This is a genomic window from Pedobacter sp. BAL39 (assembly GCF_000170795.1).
Taxonomy (GTDB): Bacteria; Bacteroidota; Bacteroidia; order Sphingobacteriales; family Sphingobacteriaceae; genus Pedobacter.
The window spans coordinates 145,493-170,752 of sequence record NZ_ABCM01000004.1; the positions used below are offsets into that span (position 1 = coordinate 145,493).

The following is a 25,260-nucleotide window of genomic DNA, read 5'->3' on the forward strand; positions in this document are numbered from 1 at the left end:
CTATTATACTATTATTTATATACTCAATTCAGATCACCGATTACAAGTGGTGATTTAAACTTTCTTGTAAGAACGGGTGATTTTTTGCAATTAATGGTTTTTTACTCAATGCAGTCAGGACGGTAAAGGTAAACAATCCTACAAAACCTGCAGCAGTTCCGATCTCAACAATACCAAATTTATGATGTTCCTCAACAGTACCTGGCATAATCATCTGATAATAATCTACCCAGTGACCACACAATACCACGATGGAAACGGTCAGCAGGATATTTTCTGCTCTCTTATTATCCCTGTCCATTAACAGTAATACAGGTGAAAGGAAGTTTAATACCAGGTTCAGATAGAACCAGAATTCATATTGATCAAAACGTTTGTAGAAGTAAACAGTCTCCTCAGGAATGTTGGCATAATAGATCAGCATAAACTGAGCAAACCATACATAGGTCCAGAAGATAGAGAAACCAAAGATGAACTGACCCAGGTTGTGCAGGTGACTGTTGTTCACCCAGCTCATATAACCTGATTTCTTCAAAAGAATAATGATGATCGCGATGGTTGCCAGGCTACTTACCCACATTGCTGCGAAATTATACCAACCGAACATAGTCGAGAACCAGTGTGCCTCTAAGGACATCACGGTATCAAAGGCAAAAATCGGAGTAGTAAAACCATAGATAACCAGGAAGATACATGAGTATTTGAAACTTTTTCTGTAAGAATTCAAACCGCCTTCAAGATCTTCGTTGTTAGACAACTTTGTCAATAATAAAGCAAAGAAAGAATAAACTGATAGAAAAACTACCTGGCGTCCCATGAAGAAAGGAACATTCAGGAAAGCCGACTTCCCGTCGATTAATTTATCATAGTTTTCGCTGTTCACATCGGTTAAACCGGGTGCGCTCCAGTGATGATATAAGTTATGTGTTGCTAAACCAGCACCAATTACCGCAACCAGAATAACTGCTGCGATAGGTAAGGTCTTTGCCATTGCCTGAGGTACACGTAAAATTGACGCAGACCATCCTGCCTGTGCTACAAATTGAACAGCCAGAAAAAATAATCCTGACATGCAAACACATGCGAAATAATAAGCCATTAGTAACAGGTTGGCAAAAGTACGCTCGTGTTCTCCTGCTGAAAAGCCATAAGCTATAGCAGCGATCCCTATCACAATAGCGATGATGCTTAAGGTTTTTGCTTTACCTGTAAACTCAAACTGCTCAGTAAAATTATAATTGTGAGTTCCCATTTATTTGTGCTTTTCTATTGTATTTTTTGTAATTGTTGAACATACATCACTACTTTCCATCTTTCTTCAGGAGAGAGTTGAGAGGCATGTGAACCCATATTATTTAAACCATACATAATGGTATGATAAATCTTACCTGCAGTAAGGTCTTTCATGTTGCCACCGCGGGAAGAAGTAGCATCACCATGATATGAAGGGATACCGCTGATCTTTTCGATTTTAACAAGATGTCCCTGACCATCACCTTTTTCACCATGACATGGTGCGCAGAATACTGTAAAGTAATGCTTTCCTGCAGCAAGGTTCTTCTCATTAGCAGGGAAAGGATTTACCAGCGCGGCACCAGCAGCCTCGTAACCTTCTTTGGTATTAGGATATTCATAGCTGTCAAATCCTACCGGTGTAGTGTGTGCCGGTGGAGTCTGGGCAGTCTGTCCCTTAAAACTTGGATTAGGATTTGGCTGATCTGGGTTGTAAGCAAGAGGATCATACATATTCCTTGCATATTCTAGACCTGTACTCTGTTTATCTCTGCATGCTGAAAATATAACAGCACTCGCAAGAATACAAAATGAGGCTAAAACTACTTTATTCTTATTCATAGCTAATATACTTCCTTTCATTATGCTTCACTTCTAAAGCACCTGCATCTTTTAATAAACCATCTATCTTACCGTGATCCACATTGGTCTGCGCATCAACAGCGATAATAAACCTGTCATCTGTCGCTCTTAAGTCCATTACCCTTGGCGCTCGTCCCGGGAATAAATGGGTAGAGGCATAATAAGCACCTACTAAACTAAACGCACAGAATAAAATCGTAAGCTCGAACATAATTGGAATAAAATCAGGAAGCGCTAAAGCAGGCTTACCACCAATGTTGTGCTTCCAGTCTACCACCGAAGTCAGGTAGATCAATGCAAATGCAGACATGGTTCCCGTGATCCCGCAAAAGAATGCGAGTATATCCAACCTGGATCTTTTGATCCCTAATTTAGCCTCGATGCCGTGAATAGGCATTGGTGTATAAACATCATGGATTTTAATGTTATTTGCCTGCAGCTGCTCAATGCCGTGCATCAAGTCATCAGGATCACCAAAACTGCCTAAAATATATTTGATATTACTCATTGTTATATTTTTGCGTATTCTTCTTGTTTAACACTATCAAATTTCTCTAAAGACTCAATGTATTCTTTTACTTGTTCTTTATCTAAATGACCTTCTTTAATCTGTTTCAGTTTCTCCTGCTCACTTGCGCTTTTCAGGATCATTTTCACCTCTGCCATCGCAATTGAAGGTAATACCCTCAGGAACAACAGGAATAAAGTGAAGAATACCCCGATAGATCCTACGAATACACTGATATCTACCCATGTTGGATAAAACATCGCCCAGCTGGAAGGAATATAATCCCTGTGTAATGAGGTTACAATGATCACGAAACGCTCAAACCACATACCGATGTTTACGACAATGGATAAGATCCAGGTTGCAGGAATGCTAGTACGGATTTTCTTGAACCACAACAGCTGTGGAGAGATAACGTTACACGTCATCATCATCCAGTAAGCCCACCAGTATGGACCGGTTGAACGGTTGATAAACGCATACTGCTCATATTCAGAACCTGAATACCATGCAATAAAGAACTCAGTGATGTAGGCTACACCCACGATAGATCCTGTAAGAATAATGATCTTGTTCATCGATTCAATGTGGAACATGGTGATGTAGTTCTCCAGACCTAATACCTTACGTGCAACCAACAGTAATGTCAGTACCATCGCAAATCCGGAGAAGATCGCCCCTGCCACGAAGTATGGCGGGAAGATCGTAGTATGCCATCCCGGAATTACCGACGTTGCAAAGTCCATCGATACAATCGTGTGTACCGAAAGTACCAGCGGTGTAGAGATACCTGCAAGGATCAGTGATACGGCCTCAAAACGTTGCCATGTTTTTACGTTACCATTCCATCCGAAAGAAAAGATAGAATAGATTTTACGTCTCACACCAGTAGCACGGTCACGGATGGTAGCGATATCAGGAAGTAAACCTGTATACCAGAATAATAGTGATACGGAGAAGTAAGTAGAAATCGCAAACATATCCCACACCAATGGTGAGTTAAAGTTCACCCATAATGATCCGAACTGGTTTGGCAGCGGAAGTACCCAGTACGCCAACCAAGGACGCCCCATGTGGGATACAACATAAGTTGCCGCGCAAATAACGGCGAAGATGGTCATCGCCTCTGCAGAACGGTTAATGGAGTTCCTCCAGTTCTGACGGAAGAGCAACAGTACCGCCGAAATCAGCGTCCCTGCGTGACCGATACCTACCCACCATACGAAACCGGTGATGTCCCATGCCCATCCTACTGTTTTGTTTAATCCCCATGCACCAATACCAAACCAGAAGGTGTAACCTACCGCTACAACCCAAAGTGTGGCACCACACAGTGAAAGTATAAACCCTATCCACCATGCCCTGTTAGGCTTGTTCTCAACCGGCATCAATACATCATTCGTAATTTTTGCATACGTGATGTCCTGGCCGGTGATTAATGGTTCTCTTAATATTGATTCGTTATGTCCTGACATAATTTATTTTCTTTAATATCAGCTTACGCTTGTACTGTTGTATCTGTATTTCTAATTTTCGTCATGTAACCAATGCCCGGTTGAACGTTGATCTCTTCCAGAACGTAGTAGATACGCTCACTACGCAATGCTTTGGATACTTCTGATTCCGGATCGTTCGCATCACCAAAGATGATTGCATTTGCAGAACATGCTTCCTGACAAGCCATTTTGATATCGCCGTCTTTCAATGGACGTTTCTCCATTTTAGCCTGCAGTTTACCACCCTGGATACGTTGGATACACATCGAGCATTTTTCCATTACCCCTCTTGAACGGGTAGTTACATCAGGGTTAAGTACCAGCTGAGTGAACTCGTTGTTCAGGTAGTTGTCAAAACGTGAATCATTCCAGTAGTTGAACCAGTTGAAACGACGTACTTTATATGGACAGTTGTTTGCACAGTAACGTGTACCTACGCAACGGTTGTAAGCCATATGGTTCAGACCATCTGAAGAGTGTACCGTTGCCAGTACCGGACAAACCGTCTCACATGGAGCGTGGTCACAGTGCTGACATAACATCGGCTGGTGTACCACAGATACATTGTCCATGTTCTCCAGGTGCGCAATCTCTTTTTCTTTAGTTACAGCGTTGATGCCATTGCCATGTTCGCCATGAGCACCGTGTGCTGCATGAGCATCGCCATCACCTTCTTCAGCCTCTACATTAAAGCTATAGTAACGGTCGATACGGATCCAGTGCATCTCTCTGCGTCTGCGTACCTCTTCCTTACCTACAACAGGAATGTTGTTTTCTACGTTACAGGCAACGATACAAGAACCACAACCAGTACAAGCATTCAGATCGATTGCCATTACCCAGTTGTTACCTGGTTTCTCGTATTTATCCCATAAATCGTAAGTTTTATGTTTAGCGTGGTCATTACCTGAACCAGCTGCCGGATTCTTTTTGTAAGCTTCGAATGTAGCCTCGCGGATTACATTTCTACCTTCGAAAGAGTGGTGCGTTTGTGTCTGCGCCAGTTCTTCTCTCATTCCAGTACCAGTCAGGGTAACTGTAGTTGCATATTTGGCAGTACCATTGTTAAAGCCAACAAACGGGAAAGCGTTCTTTCCTACGTTGTTTCCAGCTTTACCAACCATGGTACGTCCGTAACCCAATGCGATGGAAGCAGTACCTTGTGCCTGTCCTGGCTGAATCAACACAGGAAGGTCAACACTGTAACCATTCTCAGCTTTTACAGTTACTATATCAAATTCCTTGAATCCAAGTTTCTCAGCGAATTTAGGCGCAAGTGCAATGTAGTTGTCCCACGTTACTTTAGAAACCGGATCAGGCAACTCCTGAAGGAAGGCGTTGTTGGCATGTTTACCATCACGCATCGGGATGCTTTCGTAAACCTGAAGCTCGATGTCTTTCGACAGCGACTTGCTGTTGCTCAATACCGCAGGAATAACTGCTGCTAATGACAGGTTGAAAGTATAAACTGTAGCTGGTTTCTGGGCTGTAGCAAATACACCTGTCTGCAATACTTCTTTCCAGCTCTTGCCGAATAAAGGCAGAATGTTTTTCTCCCAGTTGTTACGCACATACTGATAGTATTCTTTCACCGCATTGTCAGACCAGATCAACAAGCTTTCTTCGGCCTGACGGCTGTTAAATACTGGGTTGATGGTTGGTTGTACAATAGAGTAAGATCCTTCGTAAGCACTTGCATCTCCCCATGACTCTAAGTAGTTATGGTTGATGGCGATGACATCACAAAGATCAGAAGTTTCATCTTTACGGTCTGAGAAAGATACTTTAAGTGATACTTTCTTCAGGGCCTCCGCAAATGCTGTTGCTTTCGCTACGTCATATGCAGGATTGGTATCCAGGAAGAAAACAGCTGCAACTTCACCTCTGCTCATCTCATTGATGAACTCAGCAAATTCTGCATCATTACCAGCATAACGTTTACATGGGTTATCCAGGTCAATCGTAGCACCGTAACTGCCGATGGCAGCATTGATGGCATTTACCAGGATTTGTGTAGACACATCGTTAGATCCTGAAATCACTACAGATTTACCTTTGTTCTGCAACAATTCTTTAGCAACCAGTTTGATCGCTTTGTCTGCAGTCACATTGTTAGGCAATGCTGCTCCTGAAAGGGTATTGCCGGTAATTGCATTATATAGTGCAATTAAGGCCGGTCCTTCTTCAGAAAGTTTTACAGGAACACGGGTGTCCGCATTGGTACCGGTCAGACTCATACCTGCTTCAAACTGGAAGTGGCGGGACATCTTACCAGCCTTCAGCGACTTGTAATTTCTGTTTTCAATATATTGTGCTGTGAACTCCTCACCGCTGATCCAGGTACCTAAGAAATCGGCACCGAAACTAACGATCAGGTCAGCTTTATCAAATTTGTATTGAGGTACTACAGCCTTTCCAAAGCTGTTTTCATTTGCTTTGATGATACCTGTATAAGATACCGCATCATACTGAACATGTTTAGTGTTCGGATAAGCAGCAGCGAAATCAGCGATCACGTTCTTAGCTGTAGGGCTGCTTACTGTAGAAGAAACAATACGGATTTTCTTGCCTGATGCCTGTGCCTTGTTCAACTCTCCTTTTACAAAAGCGTCGATCTCTGCCCAGTTGGCTTGCTCTAAACTTGCTTTACCTGCTTTTTTCATTACAGGGGCCTGCAATTTAGAAGTGTCATACAGATCAAGTACAGAAGCCTGTGCCTGTGAATCAGTTCCACAGTTGAACGCACCCGCATTTGGATTTGCATCTACCTTAATCGGACGACCCTCTCTGGTTTTTACCAGGATGCTCTGTCCGTTAAAGCTCGAAACATAGTAGTTAGGAATACCCGGAACTACTTCTTCCGGTTTAATCACGTAAGGAATTGACTTGTGTACAGGAGCAGTCTGACAAGCTGCAAGCGTTACCGCTCCAAGGCCGAAGCCTAATGCTTTCAAAAAGTCCCTGCGCGGGGTCACCGTACTTAACCCTGCTTCATTTAAAACATCTTCTATTGGAAGAGGCTCAGCAAATTCGTTTTTGTTGTTTTCAACAAAATCGGGAGTGTTTTGATACTCCTCTAAGCCTTTCCAGTATTTTTTATTGCTTTCCATTTAAGCTATATTACTGTTTATCGAACGTTCTTTTTACTTAACTCTATTAATAGTGACATTTACCACACTCTAAACCACCAAGGGCTGCAGGCGTAATCTTCTCGCCTTTCTTGATCTTCTCGTGATTCTCAATCACTTTCGTGTAGTAAGCATTGTCCTTACCTGAAATCTCTGCATCCTTATGACAGTTGATACACCATTTCATGGTCAAAGGAGAATACTGGTAAATCTCTTCCATCGTGTTTACCGGACCGTGACATGCAAAACATACCGGCTCTTCTGGTTTCAGACCTTTTTCTTTTCTGATCGCCTGCTCGCCTACCACAACGTGTTGCGAGTGGTTGAAATAAGCAAAATCAGGAAGGTTGTGGACACGGATCCATTCTACTGGTTTCTCTTTCGTTTTGTCGTAAGTCAATGTTGCCGGATCATAACCGATAGCGGTATAGATTTTCTGGATCTCAGGAGAGATCTCGCCATTGTATTTCTCTGTAGCCTGTACCGATTTGTGACAGTTCATACAAACGTTCACAGATGGAATGGTAGAGTTTTTAGATTTAAACGCACCTGCGTGACAGTACTGACAGTCAATCTTGTTCGTACCTGCGTGAAGTTCGTGTGAGAACTTGATCGGCTGAACTGGCTGATAACCGGTGTGTACACCCGTGTTCCACATGCCCATCCATCCGAAAGAACCTAAGCTCACTATCAGACACAGGATAAAGAAGAACACAAATTTCTTGTTTTTGAACAGGCGGCGAACACCAACAGCCAGAGAAACATTCTCCTCTTCAACGATCACCACACCTTGCTTCTGAAGAATCAGACGCTCCAGCATTTTGATCGCACGGCCTAAGATCACCAATACCGCAATCGAAATCAGGATGATCGCAACGATACCTGCAATAGAAAAATCAGAAACACCTTCTGATGCAGCTTCAGTTGGTTCATCACCAGTAGGCGCTTTCTTAGGCTCCCCTACTTTAGCGTAAGCGATCACACTTTTAATCTGGTCATCACTCAGGTTAGGGAATGCAGTCATCTCCGATGGAGAGAACTTCGAAGCCTCTACTGCCTGAGGATCACCTGATGCAATCAGCGCCGGAGAATTTTTTATCCATTTCAATAAAAAAGCTTCATCCAGTTCATTCATCTTCGGCGTTAATGCCGGACCGGTACTGTTACGGTCTAACTGGTGACAAGAAGAACATTTATCCTTAAATATTTTCCTTCCCTCCACTACATCTTGCGCTTGTGTTGTAGAAACGATTAAAACAGATAGAGCCGTAAACATAAACGCCGACTTCCAAACTCTTCTAATGATCAATGAGATATCCCTCATAATGAGTATTTTATACTATTTTTTAAAAAACTTAATAACCGTTTTATGCGATTTCCCCCGCGGTCTTCACCAAAACGTCCACAAAAGTAAAATTTATTAACTTACCAATGACAAAGAAATGACAGTAAATACAATTTATAATCAATCTAAATAGTTCGTTCCTGATGCTTTAAACGAAGAAAATCAGCAATTTTTACAAATTTGCTGATTCCCTCATCTCCGCATCCGGACGAATATTTTTTGGAAATTAAAATTACATTTTTAAGATCCATGAAAAGATCAAAGGTGCTACAATTGTCGCATCCGATTCCACGATAAATTTGGGCGTATGGATGTCGAGTTTACCCCAGGTGATCTTCTCATTAGGCACCGCACCGGAGTAAGATCCGTAAGAAGTCGTTGAGTCAGAAATCTGACAGAAATAGCTCCAGAAAGGGATGTTTTCCATTTCCATATCCTGATACAACATCGGTACCACGCAAATCGGAAAATCACCCGCAATACCGCCACCAATCTGGAAAAACCCAATTCCCTTACCGCCACTGTTCGCAATGTACCAGTCGGCCAGGTATCCCATATATTCAATACCACTTTTCATGGTACTCGCTTTCAATTCAGATTTCATCACGTAAGAAGCAAAAATGTTCCCCATCGTGGAATCTTCCCACCCTGGAACCACAATCGGAAGGTTTTTCTCCGCAGCTGCCAGCATCCAGGAATTTTTAGGATCAATCTCATAATACTGTTCAAGATCACCGCTCAACAGCATCTTGTACATAAACTCGTGAGGAAAATAACGCTCTCCGGCATCATCCGCATCTTTCCAGATTTTATGAATATGTTTCTGTAACCTGCGGAACGCCTCCTCTTCAGGGATACAAGTATCAGTTACACGGTTATAATGGTTCTCCAACAGGTCCCACTCATCTTGAGGACTCAGGTCACGGTAGTTGGGTACTCTTTTATAGTGCGAGTGTGCAACAAGGTTCATGATGTCCTCCTCAAGGTTTGCACCTGTACAGCTGATAATGGCTACCTTATCCTGGCGGATCATCTCTGCCAGAGAAATGCCCAGCTCAGCAGTACTCATCGCTCCTGCAAGGGTAATCATCATTTTACCGCCTTCATCCAAATGTGTTTCATATCCTTTAGCTGCATCCATCATAGCTGCCGCATTAAAATGGAGGTAATGCTGCTCCATGAATTGCGAGATAGGTCCTCTTGTTGTACTCATCGTTGTTTTTAAATTTTGTTGCCACAAAAATAGATAAATATTATTAAAGCCATCATCAGGCTCAATTTCTATTTATTGGCCTCAATCTTGCTAAGCTGTCGAACATCCTAAACAGCATTTCTGTTTAAATTACTACCATAATTAAATCTTTACCTTATTTTAGGCCGATGAATAAATTTTTGCTTTGTGTTGTACTGGTGATTGCAGGGACCCACGTGTCGGGTCAGAAGAAGATGATAAAGCGGTATCTATCCAGCGAAACAGACTCCTCACGCAAAGCCAGCTTTATGCCCATACCAGTATTCCGGTATGCACAGGAAACCGGAATGGAGTTTGGCCTTGGTGCCATTTATTCGAAATACCTCGACAAAAAAGACACACTCAACAGAAGCTCCAATTTCGCTACCATACTGTCTGCATCTACCAAAGGCCAATACAATGTATCCTTAAAAGGGGACATCTGGACCAAAGCCAATAAACACCACCTCATCGGTGAAATCCGCCTCCGTAAAATGCCTTTCGACTTTTTCGGCATCGGCAACGAAACCCTTGAAGCCAATAAAGACCGCCTCGTCCAGGGACAGGTCCGCGTCACCATGGAAGCGGAACGGAGTTTTGCCAGACACCTGTACAGTGGCTTCTCCCTGGGTTTTGAAAATTATCACTTTACAGATGAAGTAGTGGGTGGGCCTTTTACAAACGACCAGACCCTCATTCATAAGATTGGCGGCAGCGTTGCCTACATTGGTGTCTCCCAAAGTTATGACACACGGAACTCCAACAATTATACTACAAGAGGCTTTCTGGCCAGGGTTTCCTACCAATATTCACCCGACTTCTGGGGTGGCGAGAACTTTACAGGCAGCATCATCAAAATGAACGTACGTAACTTCTGGTCACTGTCTTCCAAATTCGTGTTGGGCCTGAATGCACTTTACCATACCGTACAAGGAAAAAACACGCCGTTTTATCTGATGCAACAAATGGGCAATGATGAAATGATGAGGGGATATTATACCGGAAGGTACCGCGACAGGAACCTGCTTGCTGCACAGGCAGAACTTCGCTACAGATACAACAACCGCTTTGGTGCGGTCGTATTTGGAGGAGGCGGACAGGTGTTCGACAACGGCGAATTCTCAGCCAGAAGTTTCAAACCCGCTTATGGTGCAGGGGGACGTTATTTCTTCGATCCTGAAAAAGGACTCAGCATCCGCATGGATTACGGCATAGGTGAAAAACGCGCAAACGAGAAACGTCAGACGGGCTTTTACCTGACTTTTGCCGAAGCCTTCTAAATGTGCTCCTTCCCTGAAAACCAAGTCTCAGAACTTAATTTTGAAGTGTTCCTTTGCTTGTCCTTTCCTGAAATATACCAGTCCGATCCAGAACAGATCGATCGTCACCGTCACCTCGGGATGTGCCTTGATTTCTTCCCATGCTTCTTTCATCCCCTTACTCCAGTAGATATCATCAAAGATCAGTAATGATCCTTCGTGCACCTTCGGCAAACACCAGTTGAAATAATTTAATGTCGCATCTTTACGGTGGTTGCCGTCGACGTACACAAAGTCCAGTTGCTCCTGCTGTTCAATAATCCCAGGCAATAAGACATCAAAATTACCCACCTGCAGCTCGGTATTCTCCAACTCAAGGTCCTTAAAGTTCTGATACGCGACCTTTGCGGTCTCAGGACATCCTTCAATGGTAATCACTTCCGCCTCCGGACAAGCCTTCGAGAGGTAGGCTGTCGTGATGCCAAGGCAGGTGCCCAGTTCAATCACACTCTTCGGATGGGTATCTGCCGCCAGTCTATAGATCAGCTGCGCCAGCGCAGGGCTCTTCAATGCATTCTTCGCAATCTGTGAAACTTTCTTAGACCTGTTTTTGTTCAGATGAGAACCTGCACCGAGATCCGTCACATGAACAATGGAATCGTCATGTAAAAGTTTTTTTCGCTGGAGCTCCACGCTTTTGTAGGCCGTTTTAACGTTAAAATCGTAAATTACCTCATCCGTAAGCCGGTAAACAAAAGGAGAATGGGTACCATGTCTGCTTTTTGAAGTAAAGCGATGCTTCAGATAGTCTTTGAGGAAGTTTAAAACCATAGCTACAAAAATAAACAATCGTAGTATTCTAAGTCGCATGTTAATGGAAAATAGTAAAGAAATAAGTGCATTGGTGAAATTGCTGGACGATCCGGATCAGGAAATCTTTCAGCATGTGGAAAACCGGTTGCTGGAATACGGCAATGAGGTGATCGATTTTCTGGAACATACCTGGGAGTCCTCCCTGGATACACTGCTGCAGGAACGAATAGAAAATCTGGTGCATAAAATCCAGTTTACAAATGTGAAGGAAAGTCTGCGGTTGTGGTATCAGGGTGGAGCATTCGACTTACTGCAGGGGGCGCTGGTCATCAACAGGTATCAGTACCCTGACCTCGATGAAGAGAAGATCATCCTCCAGATGGAAGAAATCAAAAGAGAAATCTGGATGGGCTTACAATATGAGATGAGCTCGGTAGAAAAGATCAAACTCATCAACCATGTATTCTACAATGTTTACGGCTTCAGTGGCAACACCAAAAATCACCACGACCCGCAAAATTCATACATCAACCAGGTGCTGGAAAGCAAAAAGGGAAACCAGATCTCACTGGCCATCATCTATTCTACCCTTGCACAGAAACTGGACATCCCTGTTTACGGTGTCAACCTGCCACAGCATTTTATCCTGGGCTACATTGATGAAAGTAAAATAGAAGACCATGAATTCGGCGTACTATTCTACATCAATGCCTTCAACAAGGGAGCGATATTCGGCAAAAATGATGTAGACCAGTTCCTCCGCCAGCTTGCCTTGGAGCCTATGCCGGGCTTCTACGCGCCATGCAGCAACGTCGAGATCATCAGAAGGATCATACGCAACCTGATTTCCTCTTATGAGAACCTGGGTTCCATGGAGAAAGTCGAAGAACTGAAAGAACTTCAGGAAATCATCAACAACACCGACCTATAGGATTTTACTGGCAGACATCCAGTGTTGCAAACGACCAAACCACTCATCCGTGGTGGTCTTATTGTGCAGCCCGAAGCCATGTCCACCTTTTTGATAGAGGTGCAACTCTGCAGGCACACCTGCCTTTACCAGCGCCTGATCAAAGAGGATGCTGTTGTCAGGAGGCACCACCTTATCATCATTGGCGTGTACCATAAAGGTCGGTGGCGTCTGTGCATTTACCTGCTTTTCACAGGAAAAATAATCTTTCTGCTCCGCAGTACCATTTTTACCAATCAGGTTTGCTACTGAACCTGTATGTGCAGAAGCACCAAATGATACTACAGGATAAATCAATATGGAAAAATCAGGGCGCAGGCTCAGTCGCTCCTGATTTTCTATTTTAACATCCTCATAATGAACAGTCAGCGTTGCTGCAAGGTGCCCTCCCGCAGAAAAGCCCATAATTCCGATTTTAGCCGGATTTACAGCCCAACGGGAAGCATTCTTACGCAGCTGATAAATTGCTTGCTGCGCATCCGCCAGCGGGCCGAAAAACTTATCCGTCATGATTTCATCACTTGGCAGTCGGTATTTCAACACAAAGGCAGCCACACCAATGGCATTAAACTGACGGGCCACATCATAGCCTTCATGACTGATCGCCAGAATCCCATAACCGCCACCCGGACAGATGATCACCGCGGCTCCGGTTGCTTTGTCTTTTGATGGAAGGAATGCGTAAAACCCTGGCTGAGAAACTTTACTCACCCGCGTGATGCCGTCAGTACCCTCTTCAGTCAGCTCCCGATAATTACCAGGAACAGTCTTAGCACCCGGAATTGTTCCCGGGTAAAGTGGCACAAATTCCTGCGCCTTCATATTCCCGGCACCAGCCATGATCACCATCAGCAACACCATTAGACCTCTCATTTTAGAATTCCATTAAGTAAGCTTTTAAAAACTCATTCAACTCCCCATCCAGCACACCCTGCGCATTGGAGGTTTCATAGTTGGTTCTTAAGTCCTTCACCAGCTTATACGGATGAAGCACATAATTTCTGATCTGTGACCCCCATTCAATCTTCTTCTTAGAGCCTTCTATCGCCGCCGTGGCTTCCATGCGCTTGCGCATCTCTGCTTCGTACAACTGCGATTTTAGTAAACGCATCGCATTTTCCTTATTCTGCAATTGTGAACGTGACTCCTGGTTCTTGATCACAATGCCGGAAGGTTTGTGGTACAAGCGCACGGCCGTCTCCACCTTATTCACGTTCTGCCCTCCCGCACCACCGGAACGGAAAGTCTCAAATTCAATCTCTGAATCTTTAACCTCAATCTCAATGGTATCGTCCACCAACGGGTACACATATACCGACGCGAACGAGGTATGTCTGCGCGCATTGGAATCAAAAGGCGAAATTCTTACCAGCCGATGTACGCCGTTCTCCCCCTTCAGATAACCGTAGGAGAAATCTCCGGCAAACTGCAAGGTAACCGACTTCACGCCTGCTACCTCACCTTCCTGATAATCCTGTTCCGTCACCTTGTAACCGTTCTTTTCCCCCCACATGATGTACATCCGCATGAGCATCGCTGCCCAATCGCAACTCTCCGTACCACCCGCACCTGCAGTAATCTGCATCACCGCATGCAACTGGTCTTCCTTGCTGCTCAGCATATTCTTCAGCTCCAGCGCCTCGATCAGTGCCAGACACTCATCATATTGCTCCTGCATCTCCTCCGCCGTGGCATCTCCTGCCTGCAGGAAGTCAAACATCACTTCTGTATCTTCCAGTTTTGCATTCACAACCTGCCAGGCATCTGTCCATACCTTCTTACTGTTGATTGCCGCAAGATGCTTTTCTGCTTTCTTCGGGTCATCCCAAAAACCGGGCTGCAGGGTCAACTCCTGCTCAATGTATATTTCATCTAAACGTACTTCTACGTCAAAGATGCCTCCTCAGCGACGCTACTCTGTCCCTTAAATCCTGTATTTGTTCTTTTGTCATAATCACAAATATAAGATATTAAAGATACTTCCCTAATTCAAAAACTCCGGCATTGTAGAAAAAAGCCAGCATTCCGGCAGGATCGCGTACAATCAACAGCAGAAAGTAAAATCTTTTTTTAAACGAATTTTGTTCTGTTATTTACAAGATAAACCGCCGACATTTAGTTGCCATTAGGCAATTAATGAAGATCAGATTTCACCAAATAAAATAAACCATTACATTTACCAAAAACACAATTATTATGCTGCCAACTATAAATTTTACTGAAACAGAAGCTTACAAATATTTAGCGGACCATTTCATCAATATCAATGAAAAAAGTCTCAAAGACCTGTTTAAGGAAGATGAAGGAAGATTTGAAAAGTTCTCCCTGATCTTTGAAGACATCCTGATCGATTATTCAAAAAACAGGATAGACGACACGACGATTGCTCTACTGATCCAGCTGGCCAGGGAGTGTAAATTAGATGAAGCCATCAAAGCGATGTTCAGCGGCGACAAGATCAATCAGACCGAAGGCCGTCAGGTATTGCACATCGCACTCCGCAATCAAGGAAAAGAACCGATCCTTGTCGACGGTAAAAACGTGATGGATGATGTCAACAAGGTACTGGCAAAGATGGAAAAGTTCAGTGGACAGATCATCTCCGGTGAATGGAAAGGATATACCGGCAAAGCAATTACCGACGTGGTCAACATTGGTATCGGTGGATCGGACCTGGGCCCGGTAATGGTAACTGAAGCACTGAAAGCTTATAAGAACCACCTGACCATGCACTTTGTGTCCAACATCGATGGCACACACATCGCTGAGACACTGAAAACCGTAAATCCTGAAACTACCCTGTTCCTGATCGCCTCAAAAACATTTACTACACAGGAAACCATGACCAATGCCAACAGTGCAAGAGATTGGTTCCTTAAAAACGGTGCAGCAAAAGAAGACATTGCAAAACACTTCGCTGCCCTTTCTACAAATGCAAAGGACGTCGCTGCTTTCGGCATTGATACTGAAAACATGTTCGAATTCTGGGACTGGGTAGGTGGCCGTTACTCCCTGTGGAGCGCCATCGGTCTGCCTATCGCACTCAGCATCGGCTTTGACAAATTTAAAGAACTGCTGCAAGGTGCGCACGCTGCAGATCAGCATTTCGAAACTGCAGAGTTTGAAATCAATATCCCGGTGATCATGGGTCTGATCGGCATCTGGTACATCAACTTCTTCGATGCAGAAACACAAGCCATTCTGCCGTACGATCAGTACATGCACCGCTTCGCAGCTTACTTCCAGCAGGGAGACATGGAAAGTAATGGTAAACATGTAGACAGAAACGGCAAAGACGTCACCTATGAAACTGGCCCGATCATCTGGGGAGAGCCCGGAACAAATGGTCAGCATGCCTTCTATCAGCTGATCCACCAGGGCACAAGGCTCATCCCATGCGATTTCATCGCCCCTGCACAAAGCCTCAACCCTATCGGTGAACACCACCCGATCCTGCTTTCCAACTTCTTCGCGCAGACTGAGGCCTTAATGAATGGCAAGACCGCCGAACAGGTAAGTGCAGAACTGGAAAAAGAAGGAAAGACAGCGGAAGAGATACAGAAAATCAGCCCTTTCAAAGTGTTCGAAGGCAACAGGCCTACCAACTCCATCCTGCTGAAAAAGATCACTCCGTATAGCCTCGGCAGCCTCATCGCATTTTATGAACATAAAATCTTTGTTCAGGGCATCATCTGGAACATCTTCAGCTTCGACCAATGGGGGGTGGAACTTGGTAAACAACTGGCCAAAAGCATCCTGCCTGAGCTGAAAGACGACAATGAAGTCAATAGTCACGATGGATCTACCAACGGACTCATCAACCAGTACAAATCCTGGAGGTAATATTGTTACACAATTTAGCATTTAAAATTAAACTTTTAAATGCTAAATTGGTCTTATACAATAAACTAGGTATTATGAAACAGCTAAAGAACATGTTGATGCTGGGCATCTTATTATCTGCGATGCAGGTAGGCGCCCAGACAGACAAGGCAACAACAGCAAGGCTTGTGGAAGAACAGCGCCTCGTATTCAATGCGACCTCTGCCATGCCCCTGGCAAGTGCAGACGTCACTGCTGTACTTAATAAAATGCAGGGCGCACAAGGCGCCGGTAACATACAGCTCTCGGGCGGACAATACGACCTTCGCCTCACGAAAGACAGTGTAACGGCATTTCTCCCTTATTACGGCAGGGCTTATGTAGCAAACATGAATACCAATGAATCTGGCATCCGCTTTAACAGCAAAAAGTTCAATTACAAGTCTGATAAGAAGAAAAAAGGTGGGTGGGTCATCACCATCACCCCTAAGGATACCAGGGACGTACAATCTATGACCCTAAGTGTGTCAGAAAACGGATATGGCATGTTGAATGTCAACAGCAACAACCGCCAGTCCATTACGTTTAATGGCTACATTTCGGAGCCAAAAGCGCTGAGTAAGTAAAGCGCCCAAACCCATTAAAAAAAATAGTCCTGTCCAATTGATCATTGCAGCCTGCAGAGGTACAATCCTTGCTAATGGCCATAAAGGATCAGTCAGACAGGACTTTTATGTTCAGCTGGAATTTCCCACCAGCTCTCGATGTCATTATTTCTTCGGCACCAGCTTAATCTCAAACATATGAGGCCATTTCTTACCCGTCACAAATAAACGCTTGCCGGCAGCATCCCAGGCGATCCCATTCAGTACATTGTTAGAGCGCTCATCATCTGTTTTAAAATAGTCAGCAGGCAATAGTCCTGAGCAGTCTATTTCCTGTTCTACCACCCCCGTTTTGGGGTCGATTACTACAATTACATTTTTCGTGTACACATTGGCGTAAATCTTTCCGTCGATCAGTTCGATTTCATTTAATGCAGGAACAGGACCATTGAGATCATAGACTTCTACAGCCCCTTCTTCTTCGTAGGTATCCTTATTCAGCGTCCACAGTTTATTGGAGCCATCTGATTTAATCAGCTTCTCACCATTGAATGCCAGTCCCCAGCCTTCCATGCTCGACTGGTAAGGAAAGGTAGATAGCTGATGAAGAGTTTTCGCATCAAACACCAGCCCCATGTTGTTTTGCCAGGTCAGCATCACCACCTTGTCACCTACAAGGGTAGAACCCTCTCCAAAATAGGCATCATTGATTTTAGTACTTTGCAGAACCTTGCCTGACTTCAGGTCTACCCAACGAAGCGTAGAATGTCCCAATTCACCTGTACTCTCCAGGAAACGTCCGTTATGGTATTCCAGGCCCTGCGTATACGCCGAAGTGTCATGGGAATAAGTATTGACAACCTGATAGCTCAACATTTCTGGTTTTACCACGGATTTCAACTCGATATTCACTGTTAGTGTATCTTTGCGGCCCGCCTGCTCTACAACGGCTGTGATCAATTTATATCCAAGGGAAAGTCCCTCGGTAGGCAATGAGAATGCAGTCCCGTCTTTCTTGCTTCCTACAGACTTTCCATTGACCAGATAGGTTGCCGAGCTCACCTCCGAACCTGAAGGAAGGTCCAGTTCGATTTTCACAGCTTCTCCAAGACCATAACTCTGGCCCTGCTCAGGAAGCTTAAAGCTGATCCCTGTAGATTTCGGATCTCCCTTACAGGAAACAAGCGCAGACAACCCGAACAATAAAAACAATGATGAGGCGACCACCGAGTGGTTCACCTGTTTTTTAACTTGGCCAAAATGCATCTTCAATATGATTAATTTTATAAAGGTCTTTATTTTCAAAAACAATTGCAATAATATCAAAACGGATCTCTCCCTGATGTCCCGTCATCTCCAGGTAGGCAGAAGAGGCAAACTCAAGTTGCCGCTCTTTCTTCCTGCCAACAAACTCCTCCGGTTCACCAAAGTCCCTCGAACTCCTGGTCTTCACCTCCACGAAAACAATCACCCCATCATGATCAGCTATAACGTCAACTTCTGCCCTTCCGTATTTCCAGTTGATCTTTAAAATGCGATATCCCGAGTGCTGGAGAAACTCCTGCGCAATCTGCTCACCTCTTCTCCCCAACTCGTTGTGTAACGCCATCTACTTCAGGATCACGGTGCCCAGATATTTGGAAATCTCCCGTTCCACGCCTTTGATGAAGATGAAACGCTGCATCAGGATCTCCAGGTTTGTAGGATCTTCCTCCGATTTGATCTCCTTGGATAAATCAGTAAGCATCCTTGCAACCTTTCCTTTTTTCAGGTGAAACAATCCCCCCAGGATGGTACCTTTCAGGTTCACACTTTCATCCCGCACATAAATTTTATGTTTATTATACCAGTTCTCACTCAATGAATAAGGGGAGGTCGACAGGTTTATGGCCAGTTCCGAGATCTTCCTGTCCTGGTTATTGATAAACTGACTGGCTACCGGCAGATGCCCTTCTTCAATCTCATTTCTGTAAGTATCGATGATGCTTTTACACACAGGATCCTCAAAGCTGACATCCGCCAGGTTCTGCATGATAAAAGAACCAATATACATATTGTCAATCTTATCCCAAGTCACCTGCTGATGGCCGAAGGCAAGCAGCAGGCGAACAATCTCCTGTTCCTGGATCAGGTCGGTCTCGACCTGATCCGGAATCTCTGTAACCGGCACACTCGCATCGGCATGTTCAAAAAGGTTATCCGGTGGCCCATCGGGATAGGGCTGGTAGCTGTTTTGCTGCTGAAAGGACGACGGCTGCTGATGGCCTCCGCTCTGCTGACCGGAAGGACCTGCATTACCGGCTTTCTTGAACTTCGCCATCCTGATCTTATTCAGCTCAGAAATCAAAATCCTTTCTTCCACCTGCAATAAACCACTGCATTCGCGGATGAATACCGACGCCTTGATGTCATCTGGAATCTTGGCAATACTTTCCACGATGTCCCTGATGATACCCGCACGTTTTATCGGATCTGTACCAGCCTCCTTTAAAAGAATACTGGCCTTATACAGGATAAAGTCCTTACGGTTCTGTTCAATATAAGCCTTAAACTCGCCCGCACCAACATGGTGCATATAGGAATCCGGATCGTGGCCGTCCGGAAATAAGACTACCTTCACATTCAGACCTTCTTCCAGGATCATATCCAGTCCGCGGAGTGAGGCCTTAATCCCTGCAGCATCTCCATCATACAGAATGGTCACATTCTGGGAGAAGCGCCCAATCAGACGGATCTGCTCTGTTGTCAGTGAAGTACCCGATGAAGCAACCACGTTTTCAATGCCTGCCTGATGTACCGCAAGCACATCAGCATATCCTTCTACCAGGTAACAGTTGTCGGTATCCCTGATCGCCTTTTTTGCATGAAACAAACCATAAAGCACATTGGATTTATGGTAGATGTCACTCTCCGGAGAGTTGACGTATTTCGGAACGTTTTTGTCGGTCTTCAGCGTCCGTCCACCAAAGCCAATTACCCGGCCCGTAAAATTGTGGATAGGGAACATCACCCGGCCGCGGAAGCGGTCATATAACTTGCCTTTATCATTTCTGATGGCAAGGCCGGTTTTCTCGAGGTACTCTTCTTTATGGCCAGCGCCCTTCGCACTTAAGATCAGCGCATCCCAGATGTCCGGAGAGTAACCGAGCTGGAATTTGTTGACGATATCCTCCCTGAAACCCCGCTCCTTGAAATAGCTAAGGCCGATGGCCCTTCCCTGATCGCCCGTCCAAAGCTCATTCGCAAAATAATTCGCCGCATACTCAGAGACGATGTATAAGCTCTCCCGTGCATTCTGGGCCTCGAGATTCTGTGGAGATTGTACTGTCTCCTCCACTTCAATATTGTATTTCCGCGCCAGAAACTTCAGCGCCTCGGGATAGGAATACTTCTCATGGTCCATGATAAAATGGACAGAGTCGCCCCCCTTGCCGCAGCCAAAGCACTTATATATCCCCTTCGCTACAGAAACATTGAAGGAAGGTGTTTTTTCATTATGAAAGGGACAATTCCCAATCAGACTGGAACCACGTTTTTTTAAGGACACAAACTCACCGACAACCTCGTCTATACGGACGGTCTCCATGATTTTGTTAATGGTTTCGTGGTTAATCATTGTTATTGTTTTATCAGTTTTTCTATTTGATCAATGGAAGCAATGCATCGGCAACAGCCTGATTGCCTTTTGCATTCAGGTGAACCCGGTCGGTCGTCAGCACACCTTTTTCTACATCGTCTATATTATTTGCAGTGTTGTAGTCCGTAAACAGCGTTCTCAGGTCGCATAATGCCAGCTTATTTTTAGCTGCCAGCTCTCTGATCGCTCCTGCATACTTGTCAAGATCTGCGTCAAGTTCATTCGCCCTGTTCTTTTTCTCCCCAATAACCGCAGGTGTACACACCACTACTTTGGCCCCGTTTGTCTGGATTTTATTGATTAATGCCTGATAGAATTTAATGAACTTATCGTAATCGGTTCCGGTGTGGCTCGACTGTTTATGCCATACATCATTTACCCCAACATAAATCACGACCACATCAGGCTTTTTCACCAACACATCCTCTTCCATGCGCAAGTATAGATCGTACACCTTATTCCCGCCAATTCCCGCACCAATAACCTCATATTTTGAAGGCTCCAACGCCTTTTTGATCAGATCAACATAACCGCCGGGTGCCACGCCAGCCTGCGTAATGGAATCGCCGAAAAATATAATTTTCTTAGGCTTTGCTTTCATGGCAACAAGAACCACTGTAAGCGAACAAATCAGGATGAAAGCAGCAAATGGCGCTATTTTTTTCATAATATAAAGGTTTTTAGCATTGTGATTACAAAGTCAAAGGTACAAAAAATGCAGGAAATGTACGTAATGACCCTGCCTACGGGACTTCAAATCATCCATCGTAAAAACAACCAGACGCAACGCCGTTAACAAGAGTAGGTAGGTCATTTACCACGGGGGACTTTCACAACGACCAGTTCGTAAAGAAAATCCTGTCTTCGAAAAAAAATAAACTCCAAAAACATTAACATTTATTTAAAATAAAGCGTGTTATTCGACATAGCCAATCCACATATTATGCCCGTAACTACAAAATATATCGATCCGCTTATAGATTTCGCCTTCAAGAAAATCTTCGGCGGAGATCCAAATAAAGATTTGCTCATTGATTTGCTCAATGCACTGTTCAAAGGCCGGAAAATTATCATTGATTTGACCTACAATAAAAATGAACATCCGGGTGACTCCGAACATGAGGGTGCTGCGGTGTTTGACTTATTATGCACAGGACAAAACGGCGAGCAGTTTATTATTGAAATACAGAGAGCGAAACAGGAAAATTTTAAAGAACGTGCACTATTTTACACCAGTCGTCTCATCAGCAGCCAGGCGCCAAAAGGAAACCGTGCTTCCTGGGGATATCGCCTGACTGAAGTTTACCTCATTGCACTAATGGAAGACACAACTTTAAATGACGAATCTGAACATGAGTTTCTACACGACATTTGTCTTTGTAAACGAGATACAGGTAAAGTATTTTACGAGAAATTAGGCTATTTATATATCGAATTACGTAAATTCGTAAAGAGCAGTACCGAGCTTCAAACAGATTTGGACAGATGGTTATTTCTACTGAAGAACCTGAGCTCAATGGACAAAATACCTGTTTATCTGAGAAAGCCGATATTCGAAAAATTGTTTAGCATTGCTGAATACAGCAATTTATCTAAGGAGGAAAAAATGTCTTACGATAGCCGAATGAAATATAAATGGGACAATGAGAACGTACGGGAATACGCCAGAAAAGAAGGACTTGAAAAAGGGCTGGAAGAAGGCAGGGAAAAAGGGAGGCTGGAAGGCAAATTAGAGGGTAAGCTAGAAGGCAAATTAGAAGGTAAGCTGGAAGGCAAGCTGGAAGGCCGGAAAGAGGCAGCGATCAAAATCGCAGGGGAGATGAAATCCGCAAATCTGCCCTTGGACCAGATCGCAAGATTTACGAAATTAAGCCTGGAGGAAATAGAGGGCATTTAATCCCGTTCGTAATCCTTATGTACGATTAAAAAACTGGCACGTTCTTCCTTTTTAAAAGGGTAATCCCAGTTGCCCTGGTACGAGATTTTGGTCGGTAGTTTCTCTCCGCCAAAATAGCTCATCTCAATGTTCATCTGCACATCAAAATCGAATAACATATTGCTGTACTTCATATCGACATACCTGCCCAATATTTCGAAAGTCCGCTGATCAAAGATGGTGGTTAGCTCTTTGATCATCAATCCGTCTTTAGTTCCCCGACTTAAGTCTTGTTTAACGGTCACCTTGAACCTATACACTGGTATAGAGTCCAAATAGGTACCACTAAAGTAACTATAGTCGTAATATTGCCTCATATTGGCGGTAAAGATCTGTGTCTTGCTCCCTATAAATGGCAGCCCCTTAATAGGCTTTCCCGGAGAAAAGATCAATGTTTTCAATTTATCCTTATAACTCTCATTTGCCTCTCCGGGCTTTCCGTTCGATGCAGCAGGTGCGGCTACGAATTCCGTATTATAGGCGTTCAAAAAGATATAGTCGAACATCTCCATCGTGTACAGCTGGTACTTACCGTTCTTCTTGTATAATTTCCCGGTATCCTGTTTAACGAGGTACTCCAGCTTCTCAGGACCAGACGCACGGCGTCTGATCTTGCGGTAGATCTTTCCCTCTACCTTATTTTTTTTATCATAGGTAAAAATGCTGTTTTCTGCAAGGAAGTTATACTTCTTGGTATTCCGAAAGGCCTGATAGAAAGTGTCATCTGCAATGATCGCGTTGATGAACGTCTCCACCCCAAACTTCTGTGCGGTAATATTCACAGCAGAATCCAGTTGTATCGTCCTGATTGTATCGGGATTAAAACGTTCAATTTCCTGCCCATAAATAGGAGCCGCAGAAAAAAGGAAGAGAAACAACAACGCTGTTTTATATACCATCTGATCAAAAATTAAAGAATGCATCAAGCATCTGCAACAAGATGCCTGACATTAAGGCCAATGACTAATTGCCGAGCTGTCTCAGGGCGATATAAGCCATCAGTCCCGTAGAAAGCTTTAAAGCATCCTCGTCGATATCAAAATTGGGCGTATGCACAGAATAACTTGTTCCTTTCTCTTTATTTCCCGTACCTAACCTGTAAAAGCAGGCATCAGTAACCTGAGAATAGTACGCAAAATCTTCTGCTGCCATCCAGATATCCAGATCGAGTACATTTTCCTTACCGAGGTAATCTTCTGCATAACCCTTTGCCGCATTGCTTAACTGTTCTTCGTTGATCAGGAAAGGATAACCATCCATAATATTAAAATCGCAGCTACCGCCCATGCTTTCAGCAATGCCTTCCGCCATCTTTTTCATGAGCACCTTAGCTTCTTTGCGCCATTCCTCATTCAAGGTCCTGAAGGTACCTTCCAGCTTCACCTCGTTCGGGATGATATTGGTAGCCCCATTTGCCTGAACCTTTCCAAAAGAAAGCACCGTTGGTAAACGAGGATCTGCATTCCTGCTCACAATCTGCTGCAGTGCAACAATGATGTGGGCAGTAATGAGCACAGGATCTATGTTTTGCTGCGGCTGAGCACCATGCCCGCCTTTGCCATGTACAGTTACATATAGCTCATCTGTTGAAGCCATATAGATTCCCGACCGGAACCCAACTTTGCCGGCGTCAATGAGCGGCATCACATGCTGCCCGATAATGGCCTGAGGTTTCGGGTTTTCGAGTACCCCTTCTTTAATCATGATGCTCGCCCCACCAGGAAGGACCTCTTCTGCAGGCTGAAAGATCAGCTTAACAGTCCCGCCAAAGCTTGCTTTCATACTGTTGAGAATAAAGGCCGTTCCTAAAAGCGAAGAACTGTGCACATCATGGCCGCAGGCATGCATTACACCTGGATTTTTGGAGGTATAAGGTTTTTCATTAGCCTCCAGAATTGGCAGGGCATCAATATCCGCACGCAAAGCAATCACCTTATCCGAAGGCAGCTCACCAGTAATCAGGCCGACCACTCCTGTATTGGCCATTTCCGTGTAAGGGATGTCCCATTCTTCCAGGTGTTTTCTGATGTAGGCAGAGGTTTCAAATTCCTTAAAAGAAAGCTCAGGATTGGCGTGGATGTGTTGGCGGTAGCCTACTACCTGCTCAAATATAGCTGTGGAAAGTTGCTGGATCTGCTCTTTAATTGTCATTGCTGTAATCTAGGTTAGGGGCATTGATTTTCTCCCTGAAAATAAACAAAGTAGGAAAGGATGGCCTGAGCTCATTCATGAGTCGCTGCGCTTCAAGTTTGGTCCTGAAGTCGCCCACCCTAAGGTAATAATTAGGCTCTTTATAGCTGATATAGGTATTCAGTGCAGGATAACTGGACTGGAAGCGCGACTGTTCGCTAAAGACCTTACGGCGATCCGATCCATAGAATACCTGCACCCGGTATCCCATCTGGCTGACAATTGCTGCTGCTGGCTTTGCCGCAATAGCAGCCACCGCAGTAGGTTTGCTGTTTAAGGCAATCCGTTTGGCAATCAGGCTGTCGATCATGGGGTTGACCACAATCTTCACTTCCCCGCGCTGCTGCGCAAAAGAAGCAAGGGAGACGAAACACAAAAAGCCGGTAGTTAATATTTTCATGAGCTGTATAAAAAAAGAATGCCGAATTCTTTTTACAAAATTCGG

At 44.3% G+C, this 25,260-nt stretch carries 22 protein-coding genes; 5 read left to right on the forward strand and 17 right to left on the reverse strand.

Annotation, left to right across the window (positions count from 1 at the left end; translation table 11 throughout):
- Nucleotides 1-40 precede the first annotated feature (40 nt).
- The 7 genes from PBAL39_RS07045 to PBAL39_RS07075 form a co-directional block, all read right to left on the reverse strand.
- Nucleotides 41-1,252 carry a hypothetical protein gene (locus PBAL39_RS07045; RefSeq protein WP_008239811.1) on the reverse strand — a complete coding sequence of 404 codons (1,212 nt, stop codon included), beginning with the start codon at nucleotides 1,250-1,252 and terminating at the stop codon, nucleotides 41-43.
- 14 nt (nucleotides 1,253-1,266) lie between these two features.
- Nucleotides 1,267-1,875: a cytochrome c gene (locus PBAL39_RS07050; protein WP_039866220.1), complete on the reverse strand. Its 609-nt coding sequence runs from the start codon at nucleotides 1,873-1,875 to the stop codon at nucleotides 1,267-1,269.
- Nucleotides 1,847-2,383 (reverse strand): DUF3341 domain-containing protein, encoded by a 537-nt coding sequence (locus PBAL39_RS07055; RefSeq protein WP_008239814.1) that lies wholly within the window; start codon nucleotides 2,381-2,383, stop codon nucleotides 1,847-1,849. The genes PBAL39_RS07050 and PBAL39_RS07055 overlap by 29 nt, the downstream gene beginning before the upstream one ends.
- A gap of 2 nt (nucleotides 2,384-2,385) precedes the next feature.
- Nucleotides 2,386-3,858, reverse strand: coding sequence for an NrfD/PsrC family molybdoenzyme membrane anchor subunit (gene nrfD, locus PBAL39_RS07060; protein ID WP_008239815.1), 1,473 nt, complete (start codon nucleotides 3,856-3,858; stop codon nucleotides 2,386-2,388).
- A gap of 23 nt (nucleotides 3,859-3,881) precedes the next feature.
- Nucleotides 3,882-6,989, reverse strand: a complete 3,108-nt coding sequence (locus tag PBAL39_RS07065; RefSeq protein WP_008239816.1) for a TAT-variant-translocated molybdopterin oxidoreductase — start codon at nucleotides 6,987-6,989, stop codon at nucleotides 3,882-3,884.
- A gap of 46 nt (nucleotides 6,990-7,035) precedes the next feature.
- Nucleotides 7,036-8,331 carry a c-type cytochrome gene (locus PBAL39_RS07070; protein WP_039866221.1) on the reverse strand — a complete coding sequence of 432 codons (1,296 nt, stop codon included), beginning with the start codon at nucleotides 8,329-8,331 and terminating at the stop codon, nucleotides 7,036-7,038.
- Between the two features lie 253 nt (nucleotides 8,332-8,584).
- Complete coding sequence (locus PBAL39_RS07075; RefSeq protein WP_039866222.1) at nucleotides 8,585-9,565, reverse strand: deoxyhypusine synthase family protein; 981 nt, start codon at nucleotides 9,563-9,565, stop codon at nucleotides 8,585-8,587.
- Nucleotides 9,566-9,732: 167 nt separating this feature from the next.
- Between PBAL39_RS07075 and PBAL39_RS07080 the strand changes: the two genes are divergently transcribed.
- Nucleotides 9,733-10,863 carry a BamA/TamA family outer membrane protein gene (locus tag PBAL39_RS07080; protein ID WP_008239823.1) on the forward strand — a complete coding sequence of 377 codons (1,131 nt, stop codon included), beginning with the start codon at nucleotides 9,733-9,735 and terminating at the stop codon, nucleotides 10,861-10,863.
- A gap of 27 nt (nucleotides 10,864-10,890) precedes the next feature.
- On the opposite strand, the gene PBAL39_RS07085 is transcribed toward PBAL39_RS07080, so the two are convergent.
- Nucleotides 10,891-11,673: an O-methyltransferase gene (locus PBAL39_RS07085; protein ID WP_008239825.1), complete on the reverse strand. Its 783-nt coding sequence runs from the start codon at nucleotides 11,671-11,673 to the stop codon at nucleotides 10,891-10,893.
- A gap of 43 nt (nucleotides 11,674-11,716) precedes the next feature.
- Here PBAL39_RS07085 and PBAL39_RS07090 point away from each other — a divergent pair, with 43 nt between their 5' ends.
- A complete protein-coding gene (locus tag PBAL39_RS07090) occupies nucleotides 11,717-12,586 on the forward strand; it encodes a transglutaminase-like domain-containing protein (protein ID WP_008239828.1) in 870 nt (289 codons plus the stop codon).
- On the opposite strand, the gene PBAL39_RS07095 is transcribed toward PBAL39_RS07090, so the two are convergent.
- Nucleotides 12,581-13,498 carry an alpha/beta hydrolase gene (locus tag PBAL39_RS07095; RefSeq protein WP_039866223.1) on the reverse strand — a complete coding sequence of 306 codons (918 nt, stop codon included), beginning with the start codon at nucleotides 13,496-13,498 and terminating at the stop codon, nucleotides 12,581-12,583. The genes PBAL39_RS07090 and PBAL39_RS07095 overlap by 6 nt on opposite strands.
- A gap of 1 nt (nucleotide 13,499) precedes the next feature.
- A protein-coding gene (gene prfB, locus PBAL39_RS07100; protein WP_157273936.1) for a peptide chain release factor 2 occupies nucleotides 13,500-14,577 on the reverse strand; the annotation gives its coding sequence in 2 pieces (ribosomal slippage) (nucleotides 13,500-14,516 and nucleotides 14,518-14,577; 1,077 coding nt in all).
- Between the two features lie 244 nt (nucleotides 14,578-14,821).
- Here prfB and pgi point away from each other — a divergent pair.
- The gene (pgi, locus tag PBAL39_RS07105) at nucleotides 14,822-16,468 is read left to right on the forward strand and encodes a glucose-6-phosphate isomerase (RefSeq protein ID WP_008239839.1); all 1,647 of its coding nucleotides are present in this window, start codon (nucleotides 14,822-14,824) and stop codon (nucleotides 16,466-16,468) included.
- 74 nt (nucleotides 16,469-16,542) lie between these two features.
- The gene (locus tag PBAL39_RS07110) at nucleotides 16,543-17,073 is read left to right on the forward strand and encodes a DUF4251 domain-containing protein (RefSeq protein WP_008239840.1); all 531 of its coding nucleotides are present in this window, start codon (nucleotides 16,543-16,545) and stop codon (nucleotides 17,071-17,073) included.
- 144 nt (nucleotides 17,074-17,217) lie between these two features.
- On the opposite strand, the gene PBAL39_RS07115 is transcribed toward PBAL39_RS07110, so the two are convergent.
- The 4 genes from PBAL39_RS07115 to PBAL39_RS07130 are packed head-to-tail and all read right to left on the reverse strand — an operon-like array spanning nucleotide 17,218 to nucleotide 21,356.
- On the reverse strand, nucleotides 17,218-18,318 hold the full coding sequence (locus PBAL39_RS07115) for a glutaminyl-peptide cyclotransferase (RefSeq protein ID WP_008239841.1): 1,101 nt from the start codon (nucleotides 18,316-18,318) through the stop codon (nucleotides 17,218-17,220).
- On the reverse strand, nucleotides 18,299-18,661 hold the full coding sequence (locus PBAL39_RS07120; protein ID WP_008239842.1) for a YraN family protein: 363 nt from the start codon (nucleotides 18,659-18,661) through the stop codon (nucleotides 18,299-18,301). The genes PBAL39_RS07115 and PBAL39_RS07120 overlap by 20 nt, the downstream gene beginning before the upstream one ends.
- Nucleotides 18,662-20,668, reverse strand: a complete 2,007-nt coding sequence (gene dnaG / locus PBAL39_RS07125; protein ID WP_008239844.1) for a DNA primase — start codon at nucleotides 20,666-20,668, stop codon at nucleotides 18,662-18,664.
- A gap of 22 nt (nucleotides 20,669-20,690) precedes the next feature.
- Nucleotides 20,691-21,356 (reverse strand): SGNH/GDSL hydrolase family protein, encoded by a 666-nt coding sequence (locus tag PBAL39_RS07130; protein ID WP_008239845.1) that lies wholly within the window; start codon nucleotides 21,354-21,356, stop codon nucleotides 20,691-20,693.
- A 276-nt stretch (nucleotides 21,357-21,632) separates the two neighbouring features.
- Between PBAL39_RS07130 and PBAL39_RS07135 the strand changes: the two genes are divergently transcribed.
- Nucleotides 21,633-22,586, forward strand: a complete 954-nt coding sequence (locus tag PBAL39_RS07135) for an Rpn family recombination-promoting nuclease/putative transposase (RefSeq protein WP_008239846.1) — start codon at nucleotides 21,633-21,635, stop codon at nucleotides 22,584-22,586.
- Here PBAL39_RS07135 and PBAL39_RS07140 read toward each other — a convergent pair.
- The 3 genes from PBAL39_RS07140 to PBAL39_RS07150 all read right to left on the reverse strand — a co-directional run bounded on the left by PBAL39_RS07140 (nucleotide 22,583) and on the right by PBAL39_RS07150 (nucleotide 25,215).
- A complete protein-coding gene (locus PBAL39_RS07140; protein ID WP_039866262.1) occupies nucleotides 22,583-23,524 on the reverse strand; it encodes a hypothetical protein in 942 nt (313 codons plus the stop codon). The two genes, PBAL39_RS07135 and PBAL39_RS07140, sit on opposite strands and share 4 nt — an antisense overlap.
- Nucleotides 23,525-23,588: 64 nt before the next feature.
- The gene (locus tag PBAL39_RS07145) at nucleotides 23,589-24,776 is read right to left on the reverse strand and encodes a M20 family metallopeptidase (protein WP_008239848.1); all 1,188 of its coding nucleotides are present in this window, start codon (nucleotides 24,774-24,776) and stop codon (nucleotides 23,589-23,591) included.
- The gene (locus PBAL39_RS07150; RefSeq protein WP_232282906.1) at nucleotides 24,766-25,215 is read right to left on the reverse strand and encodes an SPOR domain-containing protein; all 450 of its coding nucleotides are present in this window, start codon (nucleotides 25,213-25,215) and stop codon (nucleotides 24,766-24,768) included. The genes PBAL39_RS07145 and PBAL39_RS07150 overlap by 11 nt, the downstream gene beginning before the upstream one ends.
- Nucleotides 25,216-25,260 lie beyond the last annotated feature (45 nt).

Coding starts and splice junctions, on each gene's coding strand:
- PBAL39_RS07045 (WP_008239811.1), bottom strand. CDS start 1,252: ATGGGAACTCACAATTATAATTTTACTGAGCAGTTTGAGTTTACAGGT.
- PBAL39_RS07050 (WP_039866220.1), bottom strand. CDS start 1,875: ATGAAAGGAAGTATATTAGCTATGAATAAGAATAAAGTAGTTTTAGCC.
- PBAL39_RS07055 (WP_008239814.1), bottom strand. CDS start 2,383: ATGAGTAATATCAAATATATTTTAGGCAGTTTTGGTGATCCTGATGAC.
- nrfD (WP_008239815.1), bottom strand. CDS start 3,858: ATGTCAGGACATAACGAATCAATATTAAGAGAACCATTAATCACCGGC.
- PBAL39_RS07065 (WP_008239816.1), bottom strand. CDS start 6,989: ATGGAAAGCAATAAAAAATACTGGAAAGGCTTAGAGGAGTATCAAAAC.
- PBAL39_RS07070 (WP_039866221.1), bottom strand. CDS start 8,331: ATGAGGGATATCTCATTGATCATTAGAAGAGTTTGGAAGTCGGCGTTT.
- PBAL39_RS07075 (WP_039866222.1), bottom strand. CDS start 9,565: ATGAGTACAACAAGAGGACCTATCTCGCAATTCATGGAGCAGCATTAC.
- PBAL39_RS07080 (WP_008239823.1), top strand. CDS start 9,733: ATGAATAAATTTTTGCTTTGTGTTGTACTGGTGATTGCAGGGACCCAC.
- PBAL39_RS07085 (WP_008239825.1), bottom strand. CDS start 11,673: ATGGTTTTAAACTTCCTCAAAGACTATCTGAAGCATCGCTTTACTTCA.
- PBAL39_RS07090 (WP_008239828.1), top strand. CDS start 11,717: ATGGAAAATAGTAAAGAAATAAGTGCATTGGTGAAATTGCTGGACGAT.
- PBAL39_RS07095 (WP_039866223.1), bottom strand. CDS start 13,498: ATGAGAGGTCTAATGGTGTTGCTGATGGTGATCATGGCTGGTGCCGGG.
- pgi (WP_008239839.1), top strand. CDS start 14,822: ATGCTGCCAACTATAAATTTTACTGAAACAGAAGCTTACAAATATTTA.
- PBAL39_RS07110 (WP_008239840.1), top strand. CDS start 16,543: ATGAAACAGCTAAAGAACATGTTGATGCTGGGCATCTTATTATCTGCG.
- PBAL39_RS07115 (WP_008239841.1), bottom strand. CDS start 18,318: ATGCATTTTGGCCAAGTTAAAAAACAGGTGAACCACTCGGTGGTCGCC.
- PBAL39_RS07120 (WP_008239842.1), bottom strand. CDS start 18,661: ATGGCGTTACACAACGAGTTGGGGAGAAGAGGTGAGCAGATTGCGCAG.
- dnaG (WP_008239844.1), bottom strand. CDS start 20,668: ATGATTAACCACGAAACCATTAACAAAATCATGGAGACCGTCCGTATA.
- PBAL39_RS07130 (WP_008239845.1), bottom strand. CDS start 21,356: ATGAAAAAAATAGCGCCATTTGCTGCTTTCATCCTGATTTGTTCGCTT.
- PBAL39_RS07135 (WP_008239846.1), top strand. CDS start 21,633: ATGCCCGTAACTACAAAATATATCGATCCGCTTATAGATTTCGCCTTC.
- PBAL39_RS07140 (WP_039866262.1), bottom strand. CDS start 23,524: ATGGTATATAAAACAGCGTTGTTGTTTCTCTTCCTTTTTTCTGCGGCT.
- PBAL39_RS07145 (WP_008239848.1), bottom strand. CDS start 24,776: ATGACAATTAAAGAGCAGATCCAGCAACTTTCCACAGCTATATTTGAG.
- PBAL39_RS07150 (WP_232282906.1), bottom strand. CDS start 25,215: ATGAAAATATTAACTACCGGCTTTTTGTGTTTCGTCTCCCTTGCTTCT.